Annotated in this window: 17 protein-coding genes, 1 tRNA gene and 1 pseudogene; 8 read left to right on the top strand and 11 right to left on the bottom strand. The window is 69.5% G+C overall.

Features of this window, described 5'->3' with window-relative positions:
* Window positions 1-2: 2 nt before the first annotated feature.
* The 5 genes from AB0C62_RS37995 to AB0C62_RS37975 all read left to right on the top strand — a co-directional run bounded on the left by AB0C62_RS37995 (window position 3) and on the right by AB0C62_RS37975 (window position 6,732).
* Window positions 3-347: a chorismate mutase gene (locus AB0C62_RS37995; RefSeq protein WP_362981233.1), complete on the top strand. Its 345-nt coding sequence runs from the start codon at window positions 3-5 to the stop codon at window positions 345-347.
* Between the two features lie 213 nt (window positions 348-560).
* Window positions 561-1,103, top strand: a complete 543-nt coding sequence (locus AB0C62_RS37990) for a response regulator (RefSeq protein ID WP_362981231.1) — start codon at window positions 561-563, stop codon at window positions 1,101-1,103.
* A gap of 84 nt (window positions 1,104-1,187) precedes the next feature.
* Window positions 1,188-3,680: an aminopeptidase N gene (gene pepN, locus AB0C62_RS37985; protein ID WP_362981229.1), complete on the top strand. Its 2,493-nt coding sequence runs from the start codon at window positions 1,188-1,190 to the stop codon at window positions 3,678-3,680.
* Between the two features lie 269 nt (window positions 3,681-3,949).
* A complete protein-coding gene (locus AB0C62_RS37980; protein ID WP_362981227.1) occupies window positions 3,950-5,314 on the top strand; it encodes an aminotransferase class V-fold PLP-dependent enzyme in 1,365 nt (454 codons plus the stop codon).
* Entirely contained in the window at window positions 5,311-6,732 is a 1,422-nt protein-coding gene (locus AB0C62_RS37975; protein ID WP_362981225.1) for a SidA/IucD/PvdA family monooxygenase, read from the top strand. The genes AB0C62_RS37980 and AB0C62_RS37975 overlap by 4 nt, the downstream gene beginning before the upstream one ends.
* A gap of 101 nt (window positions 6,733-6,833) precedes the next feature.
* On the opposite strand, the gene AB0C62_RS37970 is transcribed toward AB0C62_RS37975, so the two are convergent.
* Window positions 6,834-8,639, bottom strand: coding sequence for a 5'-nucleotidase C-terminal domain-containing protein (locus tag AB0C62_RS37970; RefSeq protein WP_362981223.1), 1,806 nt, complete (start codon window positions 8,637-8,639; stop codon window positions 6,834-6,836).
* A gap of 139 nt (window positions 8,640-8,778) precedes the next feature.
* On the opposite strand from AB0C62_RS37970, the gene AB0C62_RS37965 reads away from it, so the two are divergent.
* Window positions 8,779-9,483 carry an SIMPL domain-containing protein gene (locus tag AB0C62_RS37965; RefSeq protein WP_362981221.1) on the top strand — a complete coding sequence of 235 codons (705 nt, stop codon included), beginning with the start codon at window positions 8,779-8,781 and terminating at the stop codon, window positions 9,481-9,483.
* A 265-nt stretch (window positions 9,484-9,748) separates the two neighbouring features.
* Window positions 9,749-11,185 (top strand): pyruvate kinase, encoded by a 1,437-nt coding sequence (gene pyk, locus AB0C62_RS37960; protein ID WP_362981219.1) that lies wholly within the window; start codon window positions 9,749-9,751, stop codon window positions 11,183-11,185.
* Window positions 11,186-11,265: 80 nt separating this feature from the next.
* Here the strand turns inward: pyk and AB0C62_RS37955 are convergent.
* Together AB0C62_RS37955 and AB0C62_RS37950 are read right to left on the bottom strand one after the other, a co-directional pair.
* Window positions 11,266-11,840 (bottom strand): annotated as a pseudogene (locus tag AB0C62_RS37955) (helix-turn-helix domain-containing protein); the annotation flags it as partial.
* An 86-nt stretch (window positions 11,841-11,926) separates the two neighbouring features.
* Window positions 11,927-12,010: transfer RNA gene (locus AB0C62_RS37950), tRNA-Leu, on the bottom strand.
* A 106-nt stretch (window positions 12,011-12,116) separates the two neighbouring features.
* On the opposite strand from AB0C62_RS37950, the gene AB0C62_RS37945 reads away from it, so the two are divergent.
* Entirely contained in the window at window positions 12,117-12,773 is a 657-nt protein-coding gene (locus tag AB0C62_RS37945) for a response regulator (protein ID WP_351424782.1), read from the top strand.
* A 93-nt stretch (window positions 12,774-12,866) separates the two neighbouring features.
* Here the strand turns inward: AB0C62_RS37945 and AB0C62_RS37940 are convergent, their stop codons facing one another.
* From AB0C62_RS37940 to AB0C62_RS37905, 8 genes are all read right to left on the bottom strand, one after another.
* Window positions 12,867-13,583 (bottom strand): ABC transporter ATP-binding protein, encoded by a 717-nt coding sequence (locus AB0C62_RS37940; RefSeq protein ID WP_164371610.1) that lies wholly within the window; start codon window positions 13,581-13,583, stop codon window positions 12,867-12,869.
* Complete coding sequence (locus AB0C62_RS37935) at window positions 13,580-14,686, bottom strand: ABC transporter ATP-binding protein (protein ID WP_362981217.1); 1,107 nt, start codon at window positions 14,684-14,686, stop codon at window positions 13,580-13,582. The genes AB0C62_RS37940 and AB0C62_RS37935 overlap by 4 nt, the downstream gene beginning before the upstream one ends.
* A gap of 5 nt (window positions 14,687-14,691) precedes the next feature.
* The gene (locus AB0C62_RS37930) at window positions 14,692-16,464 is read right to left on the bottom strand and encodes a branched-chain amino acid ABC transporter permease (protein WP_362981216.1); all 1,773 of its coding nucleotides are present in this window, start codon (window positions 16,462-16,464) and stop codon (window positions 14,692-14,694) included.
* 5 nt (window positions 16,465-16,469) lie between these two features.
* Entirely contained in the window at window positions 16,470-17,402 is a 933-nt protein-coding gene (locus AB0C62_RS37925; protein ID WP_362981214.1) for a branched-chain amino acid ABC transporter permease, read from the bottom strand.
* A gap of 189 nt (window positions 17,403-17,591) precedes the next feature.
* A complete protein-coding gene (locus AB0C62_RS37920) occupies window positions 17,592-18,800 on the bottom strand; it encodes a branched-chain amino acid ABC transporter substrate-binding protein (protein WP_362981250.1) in 1,209 nt (402 codons plus the stop codon).
* Window positions 18,801-19,213: 413 nt separating this feature from the next.
* Window positions 19,214-19,510 carry a hypothetical protein gene (locus AB0C62_RS37915; RefSeq protein WP_362981212.1) on the bottom strand — a complete coding sequence of 99 codons (297 nt, stop codon included), beginning with the start codon at window positions 19,508-19,510 and terminating at the stop codon, window positions 19,214-19,216.
* Window positions 19,511-20,074: 564 nt separating this feature from the next.
* A complete protein-coding gene (locus AB0C62_RS37910; protein ID WP_266612847.1) occupies window positions 20,075-20,536 on the bottom strand; it encodes a hotdog fold thioesterase in 462 nt (153 codons plus the stop codon).
* 60 nt (window positions 20,537-20,596) lie between these two features.
* Window positions 20,597-22,876: an FdhF/YdeP family oxidoreductase gene (locus AB0C62_RS37905; RefSeq protein WP_362981210.1), complete on the bottom strand. Its 2,280-nt coding sequence runs from the start codon at window positions 22,874-22,876 to the stop codon at window positions 20,597-20,599.
* Window positions 22,877-22,901: the final 25 nt, after the last annotated feature.

Below are 22,901 nucleotides of genomic sequence, written 5' to 3'. Positions count from 1 at the left end.
ACATGACCACCAGCAATCCCCAGGAAACCGACCCCGCCGTCCGTGCGGAACTCGCCCGGCTGCGCGACAGCATCGACAACATCGACGCCGCCGTCGTCCACATGCTCGCCGAACGCTTCAAGTGCACCCAGCAGGTCGGCCACCTCAAGGCGGCCCACCAGCTGCCGCCCGCCGACCCCTCCCGCGAGGCCCACCAGATCGCCCGGCTGCGCCGCCTCGCGGAGAACGCCAAACTGGACCCGGCCTTCGCCGAGAAGCTCCTCAACTTCATCATCGCCGAGGTCATCCGCCACCACGAACGGATCGCGGACGACGCCGGCACCACCGCCCCCGAACCGGGGGAGTGAGACCGGAGGGACCGGAGCGAGAAACCACACCCCCCGGCGCGCACCCCGCGCCGGAGCGGAGTCGGCCCCCCGAAAGCGCGCGTTCCACGCCGGAGTGAGAACCACTCTCCCGGAACGCGCCGCGCACGCCGCGCACTCCCGCACGAAAACAGCCCGGCGCACCGCGCCCTCCCGGGCATATGCTGGTACGTCCAAACGAGGGGACGCCGGGCCATGCCGTCGGATGCCAAGATCCTCATCGTCGACGACCACGAGGACACCCTGTACGCCCTGGAAAGCGCACTGGCCCCGCTCGGCTACCCAGTGGGCCGTGCCACCGGCGGCGACGAAGCACTCAAGGAAGTCCTGCGGGGCCAGGTCGCCCTGCTCCTCCTCGACGTCCGCATGCCCGGCGTCAGCGGCCTCGACGTCGTCCGCTACATGCGACGCGTCGAACAGACCCAGCACATCCCCGTCATCCTCCTCACCGGATTCGGCCCCGACACCGAACTCACCGCCACCGCCTTCGCGCTCGGCGTCGCGGACCTCCTCATGAAACCCGTCGACCCCTGGGCCCTGCGCACCAAGGTCCGCTACCTCTACGAGGCCCAGCAGCGCCACCAGAACCTCGAACGGGAACTGCGCGACCTGCGCGCCCTCGTCAAGGAACACCTCCCCGACACGGCCCCCGCCGACCCCGCCACCCGCATCCCCGAACAGCCCCGGCGCCCCTCCACCCGCGACGGCGAACGGCTGGAACAGGGCCGTACGCCGTAACAGCGGCTCGTGACCGGGCGACGACAAAGCGTACGAAGGGGACCACCCCTGTGACCCGGCGACGCCATCGGGCAGCATGTCCCCATGTCCGTACTGACGCGCGACGAAGCGCAGACCCGTGCCCAGCTCCTCGACGTCCACCACTACGGGATCGAACTCGACGTGACCCGAGGGGACGAGACCTTCGACTCCCTGACCGTCATCCGGTTCACCGCCCGCGCCGACGCGGACACCTTCGTCGAGCTGAAGCCCGCCGAACTGCGCTCCGTCACCCTCGACGGCCGGCCCCTCGACCCCGAGACCCTCGAGGAGAACCGGCTGCCCCTCAAGGGCCTCACCGCGGGCGAGCACGAACTGCGCGTCGACGCCGCCATGCGCTACTCCCGCACCGGCGAGGGCATGCACCGCTTCACCGACCCCACCGACGGTGAGACCTACCTCTACACCCAGCTCTTCATGGAAGACGTCCAGCGCGTCTTCGCCGCCTTCGACCAGCCCGACCTCAAGTCCGTCTTCGAGCTGACCGTCACCGCCCCCGAAGGCTGGACCGTCCTCGCCAACGGCGTCACCGAACACCTCGGAGACGGCCACTGGAAGGCCGCCCCCACCCCGCTGATCTCCACCTACCTCGTCGCCGTCGCCGCGGGCCCCTGGCACTCCGTACGCACCGAACACGCCGGCCTGCCCTTCGGCCTGCACTGCCGCCGCTCCCTCGCCCCCCACCTCGACGCCGACGCCGACGAGATTCTCGACGTCACCCGCGCCTGCTACGACCGCTACCACGAGAAGTTCGACGAGCCCTACCCCTTCGACTCCTACGACCAGGCGTTCGTCCCCGAGTTCAACGCCGGCGCCATGGAGAACCCCGGACTCGTCACCTTCCGCGACGAGTTCATCTACCGCTCCGCCGTCACCGACACCGAACGCCAGACCCGCGCCATGGTCATCGCCCACGAGATGGCCCACATGTGGTTCGGCGACCTCGTCACCCTGCGCTGGTGGGACGACATCTGGCTCAACGAGTCCTTCGCCGAGTACATGGGCTACCAGACCCTCACCGAAGCCACCCGCTTCACCGACACCTGGGTCGACTTCGGCGTCGCCCGCAAGTCCTGGGGCTACGACGCCGACCAGCGCCCCTCCACCCACCCCGTCGCCCCCGACCCGGACGCCGTCCCCGACACCGCGTCCGCCATGCTCAACTTCGACGGCATCTCCTACGCCAAGGGCGCCTCCGCCCTGCGCCAACTCGTCGCCTGGCTCGGCGAGAAGGACTTCCTCGCGGGCATCAACACCCACTTCGCCCGCCACAAGTTCGGCAACGCCACCCTCGCCGACTTCATCGACAACCTCGCCTCCGCCACCGAACGCGACGTCCACGCCTGGGCCGACGACTGGCTGCGCACCACCGGCGTCGACACCCTCACCCCCACCCTCCGCGAAGCGGACGGAGCGTGGCACCTCACCGTCGACCGCGCCGGCAGCCGCCCCCACCGCATCGCCGTCGGCGCCTACGACACCGTCCCCGGCGACGACCGCCGCCTCACCCTGCGCGACCGCTTCGAACTCGACGTCCCCCAGGGCGACTCCACCCACTCCGCCCCCGGCCGCCGCCCCGCACTCCTCCTCCTCAACGACTCCGACCTCACCTACGCCAAGGTCCGCTTCGACACCGAGTCCTTCACCACCGTCGAAGCCGCCCTCTCCGGCATCCCCGACGCCCTCACCCGCGCCGTCGTCTGGAACGCCCTGCGCGACGCCGTACGCGACGGCGAACTGCCCCCCATGGCCTACATCGACGCCGCCCGCGCCCACCTCCCGCACGAGACCGACCTCGCCCTCGTCCAGGGCGTCCTCACCTTCGCCGCCACCCACGTCGCCAACCGCTTCCTCGGCCCCGAGCAGCGCCCCACCGCCCTCGCCACCCTCACCGACCTGTGCCGCGACCTCATCCGCCGCACCGAGGACGGCTCCCACCCCGGCCTGCGCCTCATCGCCGTACGCCACCACATCGACGTCGCCGCCCACCCCGACACCATCAGCGCCTGGTTCTCCGAAGGCACCGTCCCCGGCGGCCCCGAACTCGACCCCGAGCTGCGCTGGCGCATCCTCAGCCGGCTCGCCGTCCTCGGCGCCGTCGACGACGCCGTCATCGAAGCCGAACTCCACCAGGACCCCAGCGCCACCGGCCAGGAAGGCGCCGCCCGCTGCCGCGCCGCACTGCCCGACCCCGAGGCCAAACGCGCCGCCTGGGACGCCATGTTCGCCACCGACGACCTCTCCAACTACCTGTTCACCGCCACCGCCCAGGGCTTCTGGCAGCCCGAACAGACCGAACTCGTCCGCGCGTACGTCGAGCGCTACTGGGCCGACGCCGTCGCCGTCGCCGAACGCCGCGGCCCCGCCATCGCCGACGCCGCCGGCCGCTGGGCCTTCCCCGCCTCAGCCGTCACCACCGACACCCTCACCCTCGGCGAGACCTGCCTGCGCGACGCCGACCCCATCCCGGCCCTGCGCCGCAAGCTCACCGACCAGCTCGACGACCTCGCCCGCGCCCTGCGCGTCCGCCAGGCCTGACCTCCAACAGCCCCACGCAAGGCCCCGGTTCCCCGCCCTCCACCGGCGGAGAACCGGGGCCCCGGACGGCCCGCGGGAAGAGGCGCCAGGAGGCCGCGGGGCGTATCAACCCGCCCCGCACCACCCCCTAGCACCCCCGTCCGTCCCGCACATTTCCTCCGCACGGCAGTACCCCCTTTTGGGTCGAATCGTTGTCCTTGGCGGGCGCACCTGCCCGAAACGCGTACACGCTGGGACGTACCCCGCCGCGCGTCCACCGGAGGACATCCATGAGCACGCCGCCCCTCGCCTCAGGCCCCGAAGGCCCCGACGCACTGCGGCCGTTGCTCCACACCGTCCTCGACGCCCTCACCGAAGGCGCCGCCGCACGCGGCGGACCCCTCCCCGCCGGCGGACCCGAACACGTCGCCCGCACCCTCCGCGACCGAGCCGGCGACCTCCTGCCCCGCCACGGCGACGACAACGCCCTCCACGACCTCGTCCGAGCCCTCGCCGAAGGAGCCGCCGACCCCGCCGACCCCCTCTGCGCCGCCCACCTGCACTGCCCACCCCTCGCCGTCGCCGTCGCGGCCGACCTCGCCGCCTCCGCCCTCAACCCCTCCCTCGACTCCTGGGACCAGGCACCCGCCGCCTCCGAACTCGAAGCGCTCCTCACCCGCACCCTCGCGCACGAGGTCTACGGCACCCCCCACAGCGACGCCCTCGTCACCACCGGCGGCACCGAGTCCAACCAACTCGCCCTCCTCCTCGCCCGCGAAGCCCACGGCGGCATCCAACTCGTCTGCGGCGCGGGCGCCCACCACTCCCTCCACCGCGCCGCCTGGCTCCTCGGCCTCCCCGAACCCGTCGTCGTCCCCGCACCCGCCGGCACCCTCGACCCCGCCGCCCTCGACAACGCCCTCACCGCACTCCACGGCCCCCTCCTCGTCGCCGCCACCGCAGGCACCACCGACGCCGGACTCATCGACCCCCTGCCCGACATCGCCGACCTCTGCGCCACCCACGGCGCCCGCCTCCACATCGACGCCGCCTACGGCGGAGGCCTCCTCCTCAGCGACCGGCACCGCCACAAACTCGACGGACTCACCCACGCCCACACCGTCACCCTCGACCTGCACAAACTCGGCTGGCAGCCCGTCGCCGCCGGACTCCTCGCCGTCCGCGACCCCGCCGACCTCACCCCCCTCGCCCACCGCGCCGACTACCTCAACGCCGACGACGACACCGAAGCCGGCCACCCCGACCTCCTCGGCCGCTCCCTGCGCACCACCCGACGCCCCGACATCTTCAAGATCGCCGTCACCCTCAAAACCCTCGGCCGCGACGGCATCGGCACCCTCGTCGACCAGGTCTGCGCCCACGCCCACGAACTCGCCGACCTCATAACCGCCCACCCCGGCTTCGAGCTCTACGACCGGCCCGCCGTCAGCACCGTCCTGTTCCGGCCCACCGGCGCCACCGACGACACCGTCGCCGCCGTCCGCCGCACCCTCCTCGACGAAGGCCTCGCCGTCCTCGGCCGCGCCACCCTCGACGGCCGCCGCTGGCTCAAAGCCACCCTCCTCAACCCCCACACCCGGCCCGGCGACCTGGCCACGCTCCTGAAACTGGTGGAAGGACACACCCCCCGATGAGCCCGACGCCCCACCCCGCGCGCCCCGCCGCCGAAGCACCCCGCGACCTGGTCGGCATCGGCATCGGCCCCTTCAACCTCTCCCTCGCCGCCCTCGCCCACCCCCTGACCGAACTCGACACCGTCTTCTACGAACAACGCCCCGGCTTCGACTGGCACCCCGGCATGCTCATCGACGGCGCCACCCTCCAAGTCCCCTTCCTCGCCGACCTGGTCACCCTCGCCGACCCGGCGAACCCCTGGTCCTTCCTCAACTACCTCAAAGCCCGCGAACGCCTCTTCCCCTTCTACTTCGCCGAGCGCTTCCACATCCAGCGCGCCGAATACGACGCCTACTGCCGCTGGGTCGCCGACAGCCTCCCCGGCCTCCGCTTCGCCCACCAGGTCGACGCCGTCCGCTGGAACCCCGAACGCGACGTCTTCGAAGTCGACTTCACCCAACTCGACCCCGACGGCGAAGCCGAAGCCCTAGGCCGCTCCTACACCCGCAACATCGTCCTCGGCGTCGGCACCGCCCCCCACATCCCCGAACCCCTCAAACCCCTCGTCGACGCCCCCGGCGTGCCCGTCATCCACGCCGCCGACTACCTCAAACACCGCGAACAGTTCCTCACCGCCGACCACATCACCGTCATCGGCGCCGGCCAGTCGGGCGCCGAGATCTTCCTCGACCTCCTCCGCAACCGCCCCGCCGGACACGAGAAGATCCACTGGCTCGCCCGCACCGAGGCGTTCGCCCCCATGGAGTACTCCAAACTCGGCCTCGAACACTTCACCCCCGACTACACCCGCTACTTCCACGCCCTCACCGAACCCGTCCGCGACCGGCTCGTCGCCGCCCAATGGCAACTCCACAAAGGCATCGACGCCGACACCATCGCCGCCATCCACGACGAGCTCTACCGCCGCACCCTCCACGGCGGCTGGCCCGACGCCGTCCTCACCCCTGCCGTCACCGTCCGCACCGCGGGACGCGTCGCCACCACCAAAGTCGAACTCCACCTCGAACACGTCCAACAAGGCGCCCGGTCCCGCCTCACCACCGACGCCGTCGTCCTCGCCACCGGCTACCGCGAACGCCCCATCGGCCCCCTCCTCGCCGGGCTCGACCCCTACCTCCGCCGCGACAAGGCCGAACGCCCCACCATCGACGACCAGTTCCGCCTCGTCCTCGACCCCGCCGTCACCGGACACGTCTACGTCCAGAACGCCGAACTCCACACCCACGGCGTCGGCACCCCCGACCTCGGCCTCGCCGCCTGGCGCAGCGCCACCATCCTCAACACCCTCACCGGCAAGGACCCCTACCCCCTCCCCGCCCGTACGTCCTTCACCACCTTCGGCCTCGAACCCACCCCCCGCGTCCCCGCCGCCCGCAAGGAAACCCGCACCCTCACCCCCCTCGTCGACGGCAGATGACCCCTCGTCGACCCCGCACGACCCTCCTCCTCGACAGATGAAAAAAGAGGCGGCGCCGACGCGAAACACCGCGCCGACGCCGCACACCCCCACCCGCCGAACTAGAACACCGGCGTGCCCTCACGCGTCAGCTTCCAGTCCACCGAGGCGAACTCCTTCGGGTCCAACGACCCCTTAGCCGTCACCCACTCCGCGATCCGCGTCCGGATCTCCGTCGACTCCGACCACACCTCCGTCGCCGACGCCACATGCGGGAACGCACCGCCGCCATTGGCACGGTAGTTGTTCACCGCGAACACGAACTGCTGAGCATCGTCCAGCGCCGCACCGTCGTACGTCAGGTTCCTGATCCGCGAACCCTCCGCCTGCGCGATGTCGATGTCGTACCGCAGCCCCGACACGTAGTCGTAGTTGTAGTCCGGCCGGTTGTTCGCGTTCGTCAGCTTCTCCGTGTCGACCACCGCACCCGCCGGCGTCCGCACGAAGTAGTTCGCCGAATACTCCAGGTACGCCCGCACCTGAGCACCCGTCAACACCTTCGCCACCAGCGTGTTGTCGTACACGTACAGACTCGACAGATCCCGGATCGTCACCTCACCCGCCGGGATCTCCGACGTCCGCGAGAACGGCGACGCCTGCGCGATCACCGGCAGCGACGCGTACTGCGTCCCCACCAACGCCGCCTTCACCACGTCCTCCTGGACCTTGGTGATCAGATCGATGATCGGCGCGTCCTTGTACCGCGCCTCCACCGTCGTCAACGTCTCCGTCGCCGTCCCCACCACCTGGTTCACATACGCCACGACCACATCGTGCTCGTCCTTCAACAGCCGCGTGATCCTCGGATCGTCCGCCACCGCGTTCGTGTTCCGCACCGACGCCGCCACGGACTCCACCCGCCAGCAACCCCGCTCGAAGACCAACTCGAAGTCGAACACCGACATCCGCTCCGCGAACGCCAACGGCTCCGACAACACCACCGTCCTGCCCGACGCCGTGTTCGTCACCTTCAGCTCCGGGATCTCCAGATGCGCGTGACCCACCAGAATCGCGTCGATCCCCGGCACCTGCTGCGCCACCAGCGCCGCCGAGTTCTCCACATACGGCACCTGGTCGCCGTACGACGACGTCCCCGACGCCCCCGAGTGCGCCGACACCACGACCACGTCCGCACCCATCGACCGCAGCTTCGGCACCCACTTCGCCGCCTGCTCCTCAAGACCCGGGAACGTCAACTTCCCCTGCACATACGCCTTGTCCCAGATCGCGATCCCCGGGTTCGTCAACCCCAGCACCGCCACCTTCACCGGCGGCGCCCCATGGACGTGGAACTTCTTCATGAAGTACGGAGGGAACGCCGGCTTCAGCGTCTTCGCGTCCAGCGCGTTCGCACCGAGCAGCGGGAAGTCGCACTGCGACTCGAACTTCCGCAGCGTCTCGATCCCGTAGTTGAACTCGTGGTTCCCGAGCGCCACCGCGTCATAGCCGATCGCGTTCATCGCCTGCGCCATCGGATGCACCGGACCACCCTTGGCGGTGATCGGATCCACCTTCGCGTAGTAGTACGTCAACGGCGTGCCCTGGATCGTGTCACCCGCGTCCAGCAGCAAGGTGTTGGCGCGGCCCTTCTCCTTGCGGATCGCGTTCACCAGCGTCGAGATCCGCGCCAGACCCTGCGCGTTCCCCGCCGCGTCCGTGTACTCCGCGTCCTTGAAGTAGTCCCAGTTGAACACGTGCCCGTGCAGATCCGTCGTGCCCATCACCGTCAGCGCGTACCGCTTCACCGGCCGATGCCCCTTCCTCGCCTCCACAGCCTGCGCCGCGGGCGCGCCGACCGCACCCGCGAGCGCCACCCCCGCACCCGTCACGGCGGACTTCTTCAGGAACTTACGACGGTTCAACGGCATGTCCGGAACTCCTCGAGAAAGGGTCAACGACGCGCGTAGATTCTGGCCCAACAACCGGCCCCGCAACAGACCCAGAAGGTTTCCATCCGATGACCCACACCCATCACACACCCCCCACCCCGGTGACAGAGTGGGACACATGACCCCCACCACCGAAACCGCCGCCCCCTACGGCACCCCCGACGCCCCCCGCCTCGCCGTCCGAGGCGAAGCCCACCTCGAGGTCGACCCCGAGATCGCCCGCATCGGCATCACCGTCGCCGCCCGCGGCAAGGACCGCCGAGAAGCCCTCGCCGACCTCACCCGCCGCAACACCCTCGCCCTCGACCTCGTCAAAACCCACGGCGACGCCGTCGAACACCTCGAAACCGGCCACTTCTCCATCACCCCCGAACTCGGCCGACACGGCCGCGGCGAACGCGTCCGCACCTACCACGGCCACGTCCACATCACCGCCGAACTCAACGACTTCACCGCCCTCGGCGACCTCACCACCGCCCTCGCCGACCTCGACCTCACCCGCGTCGACGGACCCTGGTGGGACCTCCGCCCCGACTCACCCACCCACCGCGCCGCCCGCCAACAAGCCGTCCGCGAAGCAGTCCAACGCGCCCGCGAATACGCCGAAGCCCTCGGCACCACCCTCACCGCCCTCCTCGAACTCGCCGACATCGGCGCCGAACCCACCCCCCTCCCCGCACCCGGCGGCGCCCGCTTCCGACGCGCGGCCTTCGGCGCCGCCCCCGCCGACGACGAACCCGCCCCCCTCGACCTCGAACCCCAACGCCAGCACATCCACGCCCAGGTCAACGCCCGCTTCACCATGGCCCCACCCCAGCTCTGACCCGAGCCCGGCCACCACCGCGGCGCCGGCCCCGACCCGGCCACGGCGCCCCCCAGGGCACGCCACACACCGTCACCAACCGCATCCACCCCGCCGCCACCGAACGACCGTACGAACCCCCACCCCGCCCGAGCCGGACCCCCTCCTGCTCATCGGAGCACCCCCACGCACAATTCAACAGTTGTCAATAGCCCGTCACGCAAAGGTTGTTGAGTAGTCATGCGCGACCAATTCCCTACCCACCGGTAAGGCCTAGGCTCAAACCATGCGCCGAGCAAAGATCGTCTGTACATTGGGCCCCGCCACCGACTCGTACGACCAGATCAAAGCCCTGGTCGAAGCCGGAATGGACGTAGCCCGCCTCAACCTCAGCCACGGCACCCACGCCGAACACGAGGAGCGCTACCGGCGCGTCCGAAAGGCCTCCGACGAGACCGGCCACAGCGTCGGCATCCTCGCCGACCTTCAAGGCCCGAAGATCCGACTCGGCCGCTTCACCGAAGGCCCCGTACTCCTTGAACGCGGAGACACCTTCACCATCACCGTCGAAGAAGGCGCCGAAGGCGACCGCCAGTCCTGCGGCACCACCTACGACGGACTCGCCGCCGACGTCACACCCGGTGAACGCATCCTCGTCGACGACGGCAAAGTCTCCCTCGAAGTCACCTCCGTCGACGGCCCCCGCGTCCACACCACCGTCATCGAAGGCGGCATGGTCTCCGACCACAAAGGCCTCAACCTCCCCGGCGTCGCCGTCTCCGTCCCCGCCCTCTCCGACAAGGACGAAGCAGACCTCCGCTGGGCCCTCCGCTCCGGCTGCGACGTCATCGCCCTCTCCTTCGTCCGCAGCGGCCGCGACATCGAAGACGTCCACCGCATCATGGACGAGGAAGGCCGCCGCCTCCCCGTCATCGCGAAGATCGAAAAACCCCAGGCCGTCGACAACATCGACAACATCGTCGCCGCCTTCGACGGCATCATGGTCGCCCGCGGAGACCTCGGCGTCGAAATGCCCCTCGAACAAGTCCCCATCGTCCAAAAGCGCGCCATCAAACTCGCCAAGCGCAACGCCAAACCCGTCATCGTCGCCACCCAGATGCTCGACTCGATGATCGACAACTCCCGACCCACCCGCGCCGAAGCCTCCGACGTCGCCAACGCCGTCATCGACGGCACCGACGCCGTCATGCTCTCCGGCGAGACCAGCGTCGGCAAATACCCCATCGAAACCGTCAAGACCATGGGCCGCATCGTCGAAGCAGCCGAAGAGGACATCCTCGCCAAAGGCCTCCCACCCCTCACCGACCGCAACAAACCCCGGACCCAAGGCGGAGCCGTCGCCCGCGCCGCAGCAGAAATGGGCGACTTCCTCGGCGCCAAGTTCCTCGTCGCCTTCACCCAGTCCGGCGACACCGTCCGCCGCCTCTCCCGCTACCGCTCACCCATCCCCCTCCTCGCCTTCACCCCCACCCCCGCCACCCGCTCCCAGCTCAACCTCACCTGGGGCGTCGAAACCTTCCTCGGCCCCCACGTCGACTCCACCGACGCCATGGTCGACCAGGTCGACGAACTCCTCCTCAAATACGGCCGCTGCGCCAAGGGCGACATCGTCGTGATCACCGCCGGCTCCCCGCCCGGAGTCTCCGGCTCCACGAACCTCGTCCGCGTCCACCACATCGGCGAGGACGACAGCCCCAAGTAGCACCCCACCCACGCCGGGCCCCTCCGAGCCGCCAGAGGGGCCCTTTCCGGTACGGGGTCAGTATTTGGGGCCGACGTGGGCGTCGAGCAGTTGGTGATCCGGCAACCGTCGGAATGGATGAGACCTCGGACGAAGTCCCAGGGGCGGGCATCGACGATGCGCTGCTGCCAGGGTTCGAGGACGATCGGGCGCTCGTGCTTCTTGCCCGGTCCGTGCTGGGGAAACAGGCAGGGCAGGTGCTTCGAGTAGACCTTCACGTGGTGGCAGCCGGTCCTCTGCACGCGGCAGACGGCATTGTCCGGGAAGACCGCGCGCATGGCTTGTTCACACTCGTCCATGAGGCCGGGCCAGGCGTCGCAGCAGGTGATCATGAGATTCGGCGCTCGGTGCTCGGAGTACCGGCTGATGTGGCCGTCACCCAGTTACAGGCCGAGCAGGTAGCTATACGCAGCCCCATCCAGCTCTCGGTTGTCGCAGCGCGGACATTTCGGCGAGTGCTTCCCCGAGCACTCGCCCCGGAGCGAGCGATCCCGATGCTTCAGTAGCTGATCGTCCCCGGCGGGATTCCGAACCGTCGTGCCACATCTGCGTTTCTGGCGCCATCTCGGAGGAGGGTGAGGGCTCGCTGTCGAACCTCAGTTCCGTGGAAGATCATGCTTTCACTCTGCGTGAATGATCCTCGCGGCGTGCAAGCAAAAAAGGAGGTTCACGAGAATGTGAACCTCCGCTTTCTTGGAGAGGTGCCCGGTGTGGGATTCGAACCCACATGCCCAAAGGGCACGGCATTTTGAGTGCCGCGAGTCTGACCAGTTCCTCCAACCGGGCGGGCTGGGAAGCTGTCGGGAAGCATACCGGGTCACCACAGCCCGTTGCAGCTAGGTAGGCTCTTGTGCAGCAGCAATACCTGCCCGGCCCGCAACGAGGAGCCCCCGTGACCGCCCCCGAGTCGCCCCAGCCCGTAGACGCGCCCGACGACGACAAGTCGCACGTGCCTCCGCTGACGACCCGTGTCGTCATCGCCGAGGACGAGGCGCTGATCCGTCTCGACCTCAAGGAGATGCTCGAGGAGGAGGGCTACACCGTCGTCGGTGAGGCGGGTGACGGTGAGCAGGCCGTCGAGCTGGCCCGTGAGCACAAGCCGGACCTGGTGATCCTCGACGTGAAGATGCCGAAGCTCGACGGCATCTCGGCGGCGGAGAAGATCGCCGAGGAGTCGATCGCTCCGGTGCTGATGCTGACGGCGTTCTCGCAGCGCGACCTGGTGGAGCGTGCGCGGGACGCGGGCGCGATGGCGTACCTGGTGAAGCCGTTCAGCAAGAGTGACGTGGTGCCGGCCATCGAGATGGCGGTGTCGCGGTTCACGGAGCTGAAGGCGCTGGAGCAGGAGATCGCGGATCTGACGCAGCGGCTGGAGACGCGGAAGCTGGTGGACCGTGCGAAGTCGGTGCTGCAGACGGAGTACGGGCTGACGGAGCCGGCGGCGTTCCGGTGGATCCAGAAGACGTCGATGGACCGTCGTATGTCGATGCAGCAGGTTGCCGAGGCGGTTATTCAGGACGCCGACGAGAAGAAGGCGTCGAAGGGTTAGTCCTCGGTTTCGAGGCTTTCGCAGAGCGTACGGAGAGGCCCGCACCCCCCGAGGGTGCGGGCCTCTTCCGTGTGTGCGGCGGGGCCGCGTGGGTCAGTCCTCGCCGAGGTAGGCCTTGCGGACGGACTCGTCGTGGAGGAGGTCCTGTCCGGTGCCGGAGAGGACGATGTTGCCGACCTCCATGACGTGTCCCTGGTCGGCGAGGGAGAGCGCGGCCTGGGCGTTCTGCTCGACGAGGAGGATGGTCGTGCCGGATGCCTTGAGCTCGGCGATGGTGGCGAGGATCTTCTGCATCATGATCGGCGAGAGGCCCATGGAGGGTTCGTCGAGCATGAGCAGTTTGGGCTGGGACATGAGGGCGCGGCCCATGGCGAGCATCTGCTGTTCGCCGCCGGAGAGGGTTCCGGCGGCCTGCTTGCGGCGTTCCCCGAGGATGGGGAAGAGGTCGTAGGCGCGCTGGATGTCCTTCTCGATGCCGGCCTTGTCGGTGCGGAGGAAGGCTCCGAGCTGGAGGTTCTCCGCGATGGTGAGGCGGGGGAAGATGTGGCGTCCCTCGGGGGAGTGGGCGAGTCCGAGGGCGACGATCTTGTGGGCGGGGACGCTGGCGAGGGGTTTGCCGTCGAAGGTGATGCGGCCTCCGCTGGGCTTGAGGAGCCCGGAGAGGGTGCGCAGGGTGGTCGTCTTGCCGGCGCCGTTGGTGCCGATGAGGGTGACGATCTGGCCTGCTTCGACGGTGAAGGAGATGCCCTTGACGGCTTCGATCTTGCCGTAGGCGACCTTGAGGTCTTCGACCTCGAGCAGTGCGGTCACTGGGCGTTTCCTTCCTTGCTGGTGCTGCTGCCGTGCGCGTCGGGCTCGTCGGCGTCGGCCGGGGTGACGGCGGGGGCTTCGGGAGCGGCGGGCGTTCCTTCGGCCGGGGCGGCTTCGGCGGTGGCGTCGGTGTCGTCGTCCGCCGCGGGGGTTTCCGTGGCCTCGGTGGTAGCCGGGATCTCGGTCTCCGTTGCTGCTTCCGTCGGCTCCGTGGTCGGGGCGGTGTCCGCTGCCTCGGTGACCGGGGTGGTCGTCGTGGCGGGGGCGGCTCCGGCGGCTTCGGCTGCTTCGACCTCGGCGAGTTCTTCGTCGCCGGGGGCGCCTTCGAAGGGGGTTCCGAGGTAGGCGGCGATGACGCGTTCGTCGCCCTGGACGACCTCGGAGGTGCCTTCGACGAGCTTTTCGCCCTGGACGAGGCAGGCGACGCGGTCGCTGAGGTTGAAGATGAAGCGCATGTCGTGCTCGATGACGAGGACGGCGATGCCGCGGTCGCGGATGGCGAAGACGAGGTCTTCGGTGGCGCGGGTCTCCTGCGGGTTCATGCCGGCGGTGGGCTCGTCGAGGAGGAGGAGTCCGGGTTCGCTGGCCATGGCGCGGGCGATCTCGAGCTTGCGCTGTTCGCCGTAGGGGAGGTTGCGGGAGAGGTGGTCGGCCTTGTGTTCGAGGCCGATGAACTCCAGCAGTTCCATGGCGCGTTCGCGGGAGACCGCTTCGGCCTTGCGGAAGCCGGGGCCGCGCAGGAGGGCGGACCAGAGGCCTTCCTTGGTGCGGGTGTGGCGGCCGACGAGGACGTTTTCCAGGACGGTCATGTTGGCGAAGAGCCGGATGTTCTGGAAGGTGCGGGCGATGCCGGCGCTGGTGACGAGGTGGGGCTTGGGGGGCAGGACGGTGCCCTTGTAGGCGACTTTGCCCTCGGTGGGGACGTAGAGGCCGGTGAGGCAGTTGAAGAAGGTCGTCTTGCCCGCGCCGTTGGGGCCGATGAGGCCGACGATCTCTCCGGCGTTGACGGTGAGGTCGACGTTGCGGACGGCGGTGAGGCCGCCGAAGCGCATGGTGACGCCGGTGGCTTCGAGGACGGGGCTGGGGGCTGTGGTGGTGGTCATGGTGGTTACGCCCCTGCCTTGGTGACGCCGACGGTGGAGTCGGGCAGGCCTTGTTCGGGGATGTGGATGGTGTCGTCGCTCTCGTGGAACTCGAGTTGGCGGCGGCGGTTGGCGATGATGCCTTCGGGGCGGAAGCGCATGAGGAGGACGAGCGCGATGCCGAAGGCGAGGAGCTGGTACTCCTTCAGGAAGCTGAGCTTCTCGGGGAGCATGTAGAGCAGGGTGGCGCCGAGGATCGGTCCGTTGACGGTGCCCATGCCGCCGAGGACGACGGCGGCGAGGAGGAACGCGGAGTTCGGGGGCACGGAGCCGGCGAACTGGTACGGGGCCGGGTTGACGCTGTAGCCGACGTGGGCGCTGACCGTGCCGGCGAGGCCGGCGAGCGAGGCGCCGAGGGCGAAGGCGATGAGCTTGACGCGGAAGCCGTTGATGCCCATGGCGGTGGCGGCGGTCTCGTCCTCGCGGATGGCGATCCAGGAGCGGCCGATCCGGGAGTCGGCGGCGCGGTTGAAGACGAGGACGACGATCGCGGTGATGAGCAGCATCAGCAGGAAGTAGTTCGCGAATCGGCCGAGGGAGAATCCGCCGATGTCGTGGGCGCTTCCGAAGTTGAACCCGAAGATGGTGAGGTCCGGGATCATGGAGATGCCGTTGGGGCCGTTGGTGAGGTTGGGGCCGGAGGTGCCGTCGAGGTTGTTGACGGTGATGCGGAAGATCTCTCCGAAGCCCAGGGTCACGATGGCGAGGTAGTCGCCGCGCAGTCGCAGGGTGGGGGCGCCGATGAGGACGCCGAAGACGAGCGACGCGAGCATGCCGGTGAGCATGGCGGCCCAGAAGGGGAACTGGACGCCGGTGAAGCGGGAGAACTCGGAGCCGGAGACGAGGGCGGCGGCGTAGGCGCCGACGCCGAGGAAGGCGACGTATCCGAGGTCGAGGAGGCCGGTGAGGCCGACGACGATGTTGAGGCCGAGGGCGACGGTGGCGACGACGAGGATGTTCACGCCGAGGTTGGAGTTGTGCTCGTTGTTCTCGACGAACGGGAAGAGCGCGGCGGCGAGGAAGGCCATGGAGGTGGCGAATCCCTTGTGGCCGGCGTTGAGCTGGGCGAAGCGGTCGAAGAGTCCTGCGGCGAACAGGGACCAGGTGCCGAAGACGACCAGGAGGATGTAGCCCAGGAACGTTTCGCTCGCGTCGGGGTCGACGCCGACGCCATAGGCGAAGACGATCAGCGCGAGGGCGGTGGCCGCGGTGATGACGAGGCGTTCGCCCCAGGCGGGGAGCTTGGCCGCCGGGGGGATGCGCCCGGGCTTGGTGACGAAGTCCTTGAAGGTGTCACCGGGCTTGGGGAGCGCGAGGGCGCCGACCAGGGCGATGGCGGAGCCGACTGCGGCGACGTAGGCGCCGGGGTCGAGTGCGACGAGACCCTTGAGGTCGACGGCGATGGCGATGGCGCTGAACCAGCTGACGGCGAACGCGGCGGTGGTGGCGAGGAGCACGGGCTGGGTGGCGCGTGCCGGGTTGAGCCAGCCGAGGCCGCGGACGTCGAAGAGGGTCAGGGCGAACAGGAGGGTGAGGACGCCGGCGACGAGGTCGAGGATCTGGAGTCCGGCGGGGGAGCCGTAGTAGGTGAGGTCCCCGGGGAAGTCGGACGTGTAGGTCCAGGACATGAACGTGCTGGCGATGGTGGCGACGGCGCCGACGGCGATGAGGGCGCGGGCCGCGGTCTGGGGGAGCGCGACGAGGCCGCGGACGGGGGTGGTGGTGTCTGTGGTTGCCATGGTGCTCACGCCCTGTCCGCGACGCGTTCGCCGATGAGGCCTTGTGGCCTGAACAGCAGTACGAGGATGAGGAGTACGAACGCCCAGACGGAGGACCAGCCGCCGCCGCCGAGCTGCTGCATGCCGGGGATGCCGTCGATGTAGCTGGTGGCCATGGTCTCGGCGAGGCCGAGGACGAGGCCGCCGATCATGGCGCCGTAGATGTTGCCGATGCCGCCGAGGACGGCCGCGGTGAAGGCCTTGAGGCCCATCTGGAAGCCCATGTCGTACTTGACGGTGCCGTAGCGCAGGCCGTAGGAGACGGCCGCGACGGCGGCGAAGAAGCCGCCGATGGCGAAGGCGATGACGATGATGCGGTTGGTGTCGATGCCCATGAGCTGCGCGGTGTCAGGGTCCTGCGCGGTGGCCTGCATGGCGCGGCCGGTGCGGGAGAGGCTGACGAAGAGGGCGAGGGCCGCCATGCAGAGGGGGGCCGCGATGATGACGAAGACGGAGCCGCTCTGGATGCTGATGGAGCCGATGTGCACGGGCCCGAAGGGGAGTTGCGGGAACTTGATGTCGTTCTTCGCCTCCGGGTACCAGTTGAAGACGAGCTGCTGGAGCGCGAGCGACAGACCGATGGCCGTGATGAGCGGGGCGAGGCGTGGCGCTCCGCGCAGTGGTCGGTAGGCGAAGCGTTCGGCCCCGACGGCGATCAGGACGGAGACGATTCCGCCGCCTATGAGCATCGCCGGCAGGGCTATCCACATGGATGTGCCGTTGGGCAGAACGTAGAGGTAGACCGTGAGTGCGCCGAAGCCGCCGGTCATGAAGATCTCGCCATGGGCGAAGTTGATGAGCTGGACGATGCCGTACACCATCGTGTAGCCGATGGCGATCAGCCCGTACATCGAGCCGAGGAACAGCCCGTTGGCCAGCTGCTGCGGCAGGGTGTTCACCGCATGGCCTCCATGTGGTGGGGAGTGTGAGCAGGGCGTATGGATCGGGCCGCGCGGTGACGTGTGGTCATGGCCGCGCGGCCCGGGGTGGTGCTGAGGGCCTGTCCCGGTGGTGTGGACCGGGTCGGCGGTTCGGTCGGGCCGTGGCCCTCGGTGACCGAACCGCCTGGTGGCCCGGGGTGGTGCTGATCAGCCGCTGAAGGTACCGCTCTTCACGGCCTTCCACTTGCCGTCGACGACCTGGTAGACGGTGAGCTGCTTGTTGGTGGTGTCGCCGTACTCGTCGAAGGAGACGGGGCCGGCGATGCCGTCGAACTTGGTCTTCTGGACCTCGGCGACGATCTTGGAGCGGGCGTCGTCCGGGACCTTTCCGTCCTTCACGACGGCGCCGATCGCCTTGATGATGGCGGTGGCGGCGTCGTAGGAGTAGCCGCCGTACGTGCCGTAGTCGCCCTTGAGGCCGGAGGCCTTGTACTTCTTGATGAAGTCGGCGGCCGAGGGCAGGGAGTCGACGGGCTGGCCGACCGAGGTGACGAGGTCACCGTCGGAGGTCTTGCCGGCGGTCTGGATGTAGGTGTCGCTGAACATGCCGTCGCCGCCGAACAGCGGGACCTTGGCGCCGCCGTCCTTGAGCTGCTTGGTGAGCTTCTCGGACTCGTCGTACTGGCCGCCGTAGTAGACGAGGTCGGCCTTGGAGTTCTTGATCTTGGTGACGAGGGCCGAGAAGTCCGTGTCGCCGGTGTTGACGTGGTCCTCGCCCGCGACCTTGCCGCCGGACTTGGTGAAGCCGGCCTTGAAGAGCTTGGCCAGGCCGGCACCGTAGGTCTGCTTGTCGTCGACCACGAACACCTTGCGCTTCTTCAGGGTGTTGTACGCGTAGTCGGCCGCGAAGCCGCCCTGGAGGGCGTCGGTGGTGGCGGTGCGGAAGTAGGTCTTGAACGGGCGGGACTTGGCGGTCTGCCAGTTCTTGCCCTGGGTCAGCTCGGGGGCCGTGTTGGACGGCGAGATCTCGACCAGGTTGGCGGTGGCGAAGACCTGCTGCATCTGGGTCGCGACACCGGAGTTGAGCGGGCCGACGACGCCGAGAACCTTGTCGTTCTGGACGAGCTGGGTGGCGTTCGACTGACCCTGGGCCGGGATGGCCTTGTCGTCGAGGGCCTGGACCTTGAAGGTCACGCCGGGCACGGTGTTGTTCTTGTTGGCATCGTTGACGGCGATCTGGACGCCACCCTGGATGCCGAGGCCGGTGGCCGAGTTCTGGCCGGTCAGCGGCGCGTCGACGCCGATGATGATCTCGGTCTTCTTGTCGCTGCCCTTGCTGTCGCCGTCGTCGTCGCGCGAGCCGCAGGCGGTCAGCGTGAGTGCTCCCGTAGTGAGCACGGCGGTGAGTATGACCATGGAACGCTGTCGCACGTTGAATCCTCTCCCTGGCGCGGCACCCCAGGGTGGGGGCCGTGTGTCTCGCCGGGCCGTACTGGATGTAGCAGGGCCGTGCAGTAGACGCGCCCGGCGGCGCGGTGACTGGCCGTGACTATAAGCGCAGGTAGGGGGAGTGGGCAGGAGCGTGGGGAAGGCTGTGACGCTCTTGTTATGCGGGGGCTGCTCTCGCGGGTGTGGGGCGGACGATCGGAGCATTTCGGTGTGCGGGTCGGTGGTGACTGCGTGTTCGCATGGTGAGAACGCCCTGATCCGGGTTCGTGGCGGGGTGCGGCGGGTGTGGGGGAGGTGTCGGGGCGGAGTCCTGTCGGGGGTGCGCGGTGCGGCGGCTCCCGGCGCGCGCATTGCTTCGTTACGGCAGAGGTAACCGAGTGTTACTGCCGTGTGAGTTCGTTCGGGGCTCCTCGTCCGGGTGAAGTGGAGGCGAGCGAGGGCGGGTTGGGGTGGTGGAGGGCGTGCAGGTCGCTCCACGGGGCGCGGGGGTAGGCGCCGCCGAAGAGAAAACTTTGCTGCTGCTGTGCGGTCCTGTTGCTGGGGAGCCGGTCGAGGTGGGGGAGGTCGAGGGCCGGCGGGAGGGCGGCGCGCTCGTATACGGAGAGACGGACGGTGATCGTTCGGGGCGCTCCGGCCCTTACTGTCAGTGGCAGCCGGGGTGGGGTGGCGGCGGCCAACTCGGGGTGTCCGGAACCGATTTGGCGGATGGCGACAGGGGTGCCGCGCGGGCGGCGTCGACTTCGAATCGGTAGGAAGTGGGCCGGGGGCCGCGGCCCTTGCAGTACGGGGCGGTGACGTCGGCGGACCACGGGGAGGGGTTCGGCGCGGGCGGGGCCGGGGAGGGCCACGGGGTGAGGCAGCCGATGGTTGCGGTCGCGACGACGGCCGGGGCACGGGCGAGGCCGCCGGTGTGCGCGCGGGAGTTCGGCCCAACGTGCGCCGAGACGTGTGGGGTTCGACGTCGGCGGGTCGTCGGACGTGTCCTGGTGGGGGCTGTCGGCCGCGTCCGAGGGGGACCGCTCGACGGGCCCGATGCCGGTCACGTCTCACGTCGGGGCCGGGGCGGGGGGCTCCGCCAATGGGCCGCGGGAAGGCCGCAGTTGGAGGAGGCTCAGGGGCTCACGGTCAGGCGGGTCCGCGGACGTGCCTGACCGTGGGGAGCCGCGGCTTCGCGCCGCGGCCGTTCCGTGTCGGTGCCCGCCCGCCGAGCCCTGGTCCGGGACCCGGCGGGGTCGGGGGTGTCAGCTCTGGGGTGCGTCCTTGAGGATGCAGGTCAGGCGGGCGCTGCACACGCGCTTGCCGTCCTCGTCGGTGATGACGATCTCGTACGTCGCCGAGGTGCGTCCGCGGTGGACGGGGGTGGCGACGCCGGTGACGAGGCCGGAGCGGACGCCGCGGTGGTGGGTGCAGTTCAGGTCGACGCCGACGGCGATCTTGGTGATGCCGCCGTGGAGCATGGCGCCGACGGAGCCGATGGTCTCGGCGAGGACCGCGGAGGCGCCGCCGTGGAGCAGGCCGTAGGGCTGGGTGTTGCCTTCGACGGGCATGGTGCCGACGACACGGTCCGCGGAGGCCTCGACGATCTGGACGCCCATGCGGTTGCCGAGGTGGCCCGCGGAGAAGAGGGCGGGCAGGTCGACGCCGAGTGCCGCGTACTCGTCGATGACCTCTTGCGGGAACGTCGGGGTGTGCTGTTCGCCCATCGGGTCCTGCTCCGTTCGTCGTGGACCACCGCGTCGTGGCCGCCCTCACTGAGCGAACGCTCAGTCGGCTGTCGATTGTTCCAGACGGACGACCACGGACTTGCTGGCAGGGGTGTTGCTGGTGTCGGCGGTGGCGTCCAGGGGGACCAGCACGTTGGTCTCCGGGTAGTAGGCGGCCGCGCAGCCCCGGGCGGTCGGGTAGTGCACGACGCGGAAGCCGGGCGCGCGCCGTTCCACGCCGTCCTTCCACTCGCCGACGAGGTCGACGTACGAGCCGTCGGCGATCTTCAGTTCGCGGGCGTCGTCGGGGTTGACGAGGACGACACGGCGGCCGTTCTTTATGCCCCGGTATCGGTCGTCGAGGCCGTAGATGGTGGTGTTGTACTGGTCGTGCGAGCGCAGGGTCTGCAGCAGCAGGCGGCCCGCGGGAAGCGCGGGGTACTCGACGGGCGCGGCCGTGAAGTTCGCCTTGCCGGTGGCCGTGGTGAAGCGGCGCTCGTCGCGCGGGGCGTGGGGGAGCGCGAAGCCCGCGGGGTCGGCCACGCGCGCGTTGAAGTCCTCGAAGCCGGGGATCACGCGCGCGATGCGGTCGCGGATGCTCGCGTAGTCCTTCTCGAACTCCTCCCAGGGGGTGGCGCTGGCCTCGCCGAGGACCTGGCGGGCGAGGCGGGCCACGATGGCCGGCTCGGACAGCAGGTGCGCACTGGCGGGCTCCAGACGGCCCCGGGAGGCGTGCACCATGCCCATCGAGTCCTCGACGGTCACGAACTGCTCGCCGCTGCCCTGGAGGTCGCGTTCGGTGCGCCCGAGGGTCGGCAGGATGAGGGCGCGCGCGCCGGTGACGACGTGCGAGCGGTTCAGCTTGGTGGAGACGTGGACGGTCAGCCGGGCGCGCCGCATGGCCGCCTCGGTGACGTCGGTGTCGGGGGAGGCGGAGACGAAGTTGCCGCCCATGGCGAAGAAGACCTTGGCCTCGCCGTCGCGCAGGGCCCGGATGGCGCGGACGACGTCGTAGCCGTGTTCGCGGGGCGGCGCGAAGCCGAACTCCTTCTCCAGGGCGTCGAGGAAGGCGGGCGCGGGGCGTTCGAAGATGCCCATCGTGCGGTCGCCCTGCACGTTCGAGTGGCCGCGCACCGGGCAGACGCCGGCGCCGGGGCGCCCGATGTTGCCGCGGAGCAGGAGGAAGTTGACGACCTCGCGGATGGTCGGAACGGAGTGCTTGTGCTGGGTGAGGCCCATCGCCCAGCAGACGATGGTGCGCTTCGAGGCGAGGACCATCTTCAGGGCCTCGTCGATGCTGTCGCGGGTGAGGCCGGTCGCGGTGAGCGTCTCGTCCCAGTCGGCGGCCCGCGCAGCCTCGGCGAACTCCTCGAATCCGTGGGTGTGTTCGGCGACGAACGTCTCGTCGACGGCGCCCTCGGTGGCGAGGATCAGCTTGTTGAGCAGGCGGAAGAGGGCCTGGTCGCCGCCGAGGCGGATCTGCAGGAAGAGGTCGGTGAGCGCGGCGCCCTTGAGCATGCCCTGGGGGGTCTGCGGGTTCTTGAAGCGTTCCATGCCCGCTTCGGGCAGCGGGTTGACGGTGATGATCTTCGCGCCGTTGCCCTTGGCCTTCTCCAGGGCGGAGAGCATGCGCGGGTGGTTCGTCCCGGGGTTCTGCCCGGCGACGATGATCAGGTCCGCCTGGTAGAGGTCGTCGAGGAGGACGCTGCCCTTGCCGATGCCTATCGTCTCGGAGAGGGCGGAGCCCGACGACTCGTGGCACATGTTCGAGCAGTCGGGCAGGTTGTTGGTGCCGAGCTCGCGGGCGAAGAGCTGGTAGAGGAACGCGGCCTCGTTGCTGGTGCGCCCCGAGGTGTAGAAGACGGCCTCGTCGGGGGAGGCCAGGTCCTTCAGCTCCCCGGCGACGATGTCGAAGGCGCGCTGCCAGTCGACCGGCTCGTAGTGGTCGCCGCCCTCGGGCAGGTACATGGGATGGGTGAGGCGGCCCTGCTGGCCGAGCCAGTAGCCGCTGCGGCCGGCGAGGTCGGAGACGGGGTGCGCGGCGAAGAAGTCCGGGGTGACCCGGCGCAGCGTGGCCTCCTCGGCGACCGCCTTCGCGCCGTTCTCGCAGAACTCCGCCGTGTGCCGGTGCTCCGGCTCGGGCCAGGCGCAGCCGGGGCAGTCGAAGCCGTCCTTCTGGTTGACGCGGAGCAGGGTGAGCGCGGTGCGGCGGACGCCCATCTGCTGCTGGGCGATACGCAGGGTGTGTCCGATGGCGGGCAGCCCGGCCGCGGCGTGCTTCGGCGCTGCGACCTGCGGCGCGTCCTGGACCGGATCGCCGGCCGGCGGCTTGCTGGCCATCGCTGGACCCCCTTCGCGTGCGCAC

The organism is Streptomyces sp. NPDC048643 (genome assembly GCF_040650615.1).
GTDB lineage: Bacteria > Actinomycetota > Actinomycetes > Streptomycetales > Streptomycetaceae > Streptomyces.
This window is presented reverse-complemented; position numbering and strand designations above follow the sequence as displayed.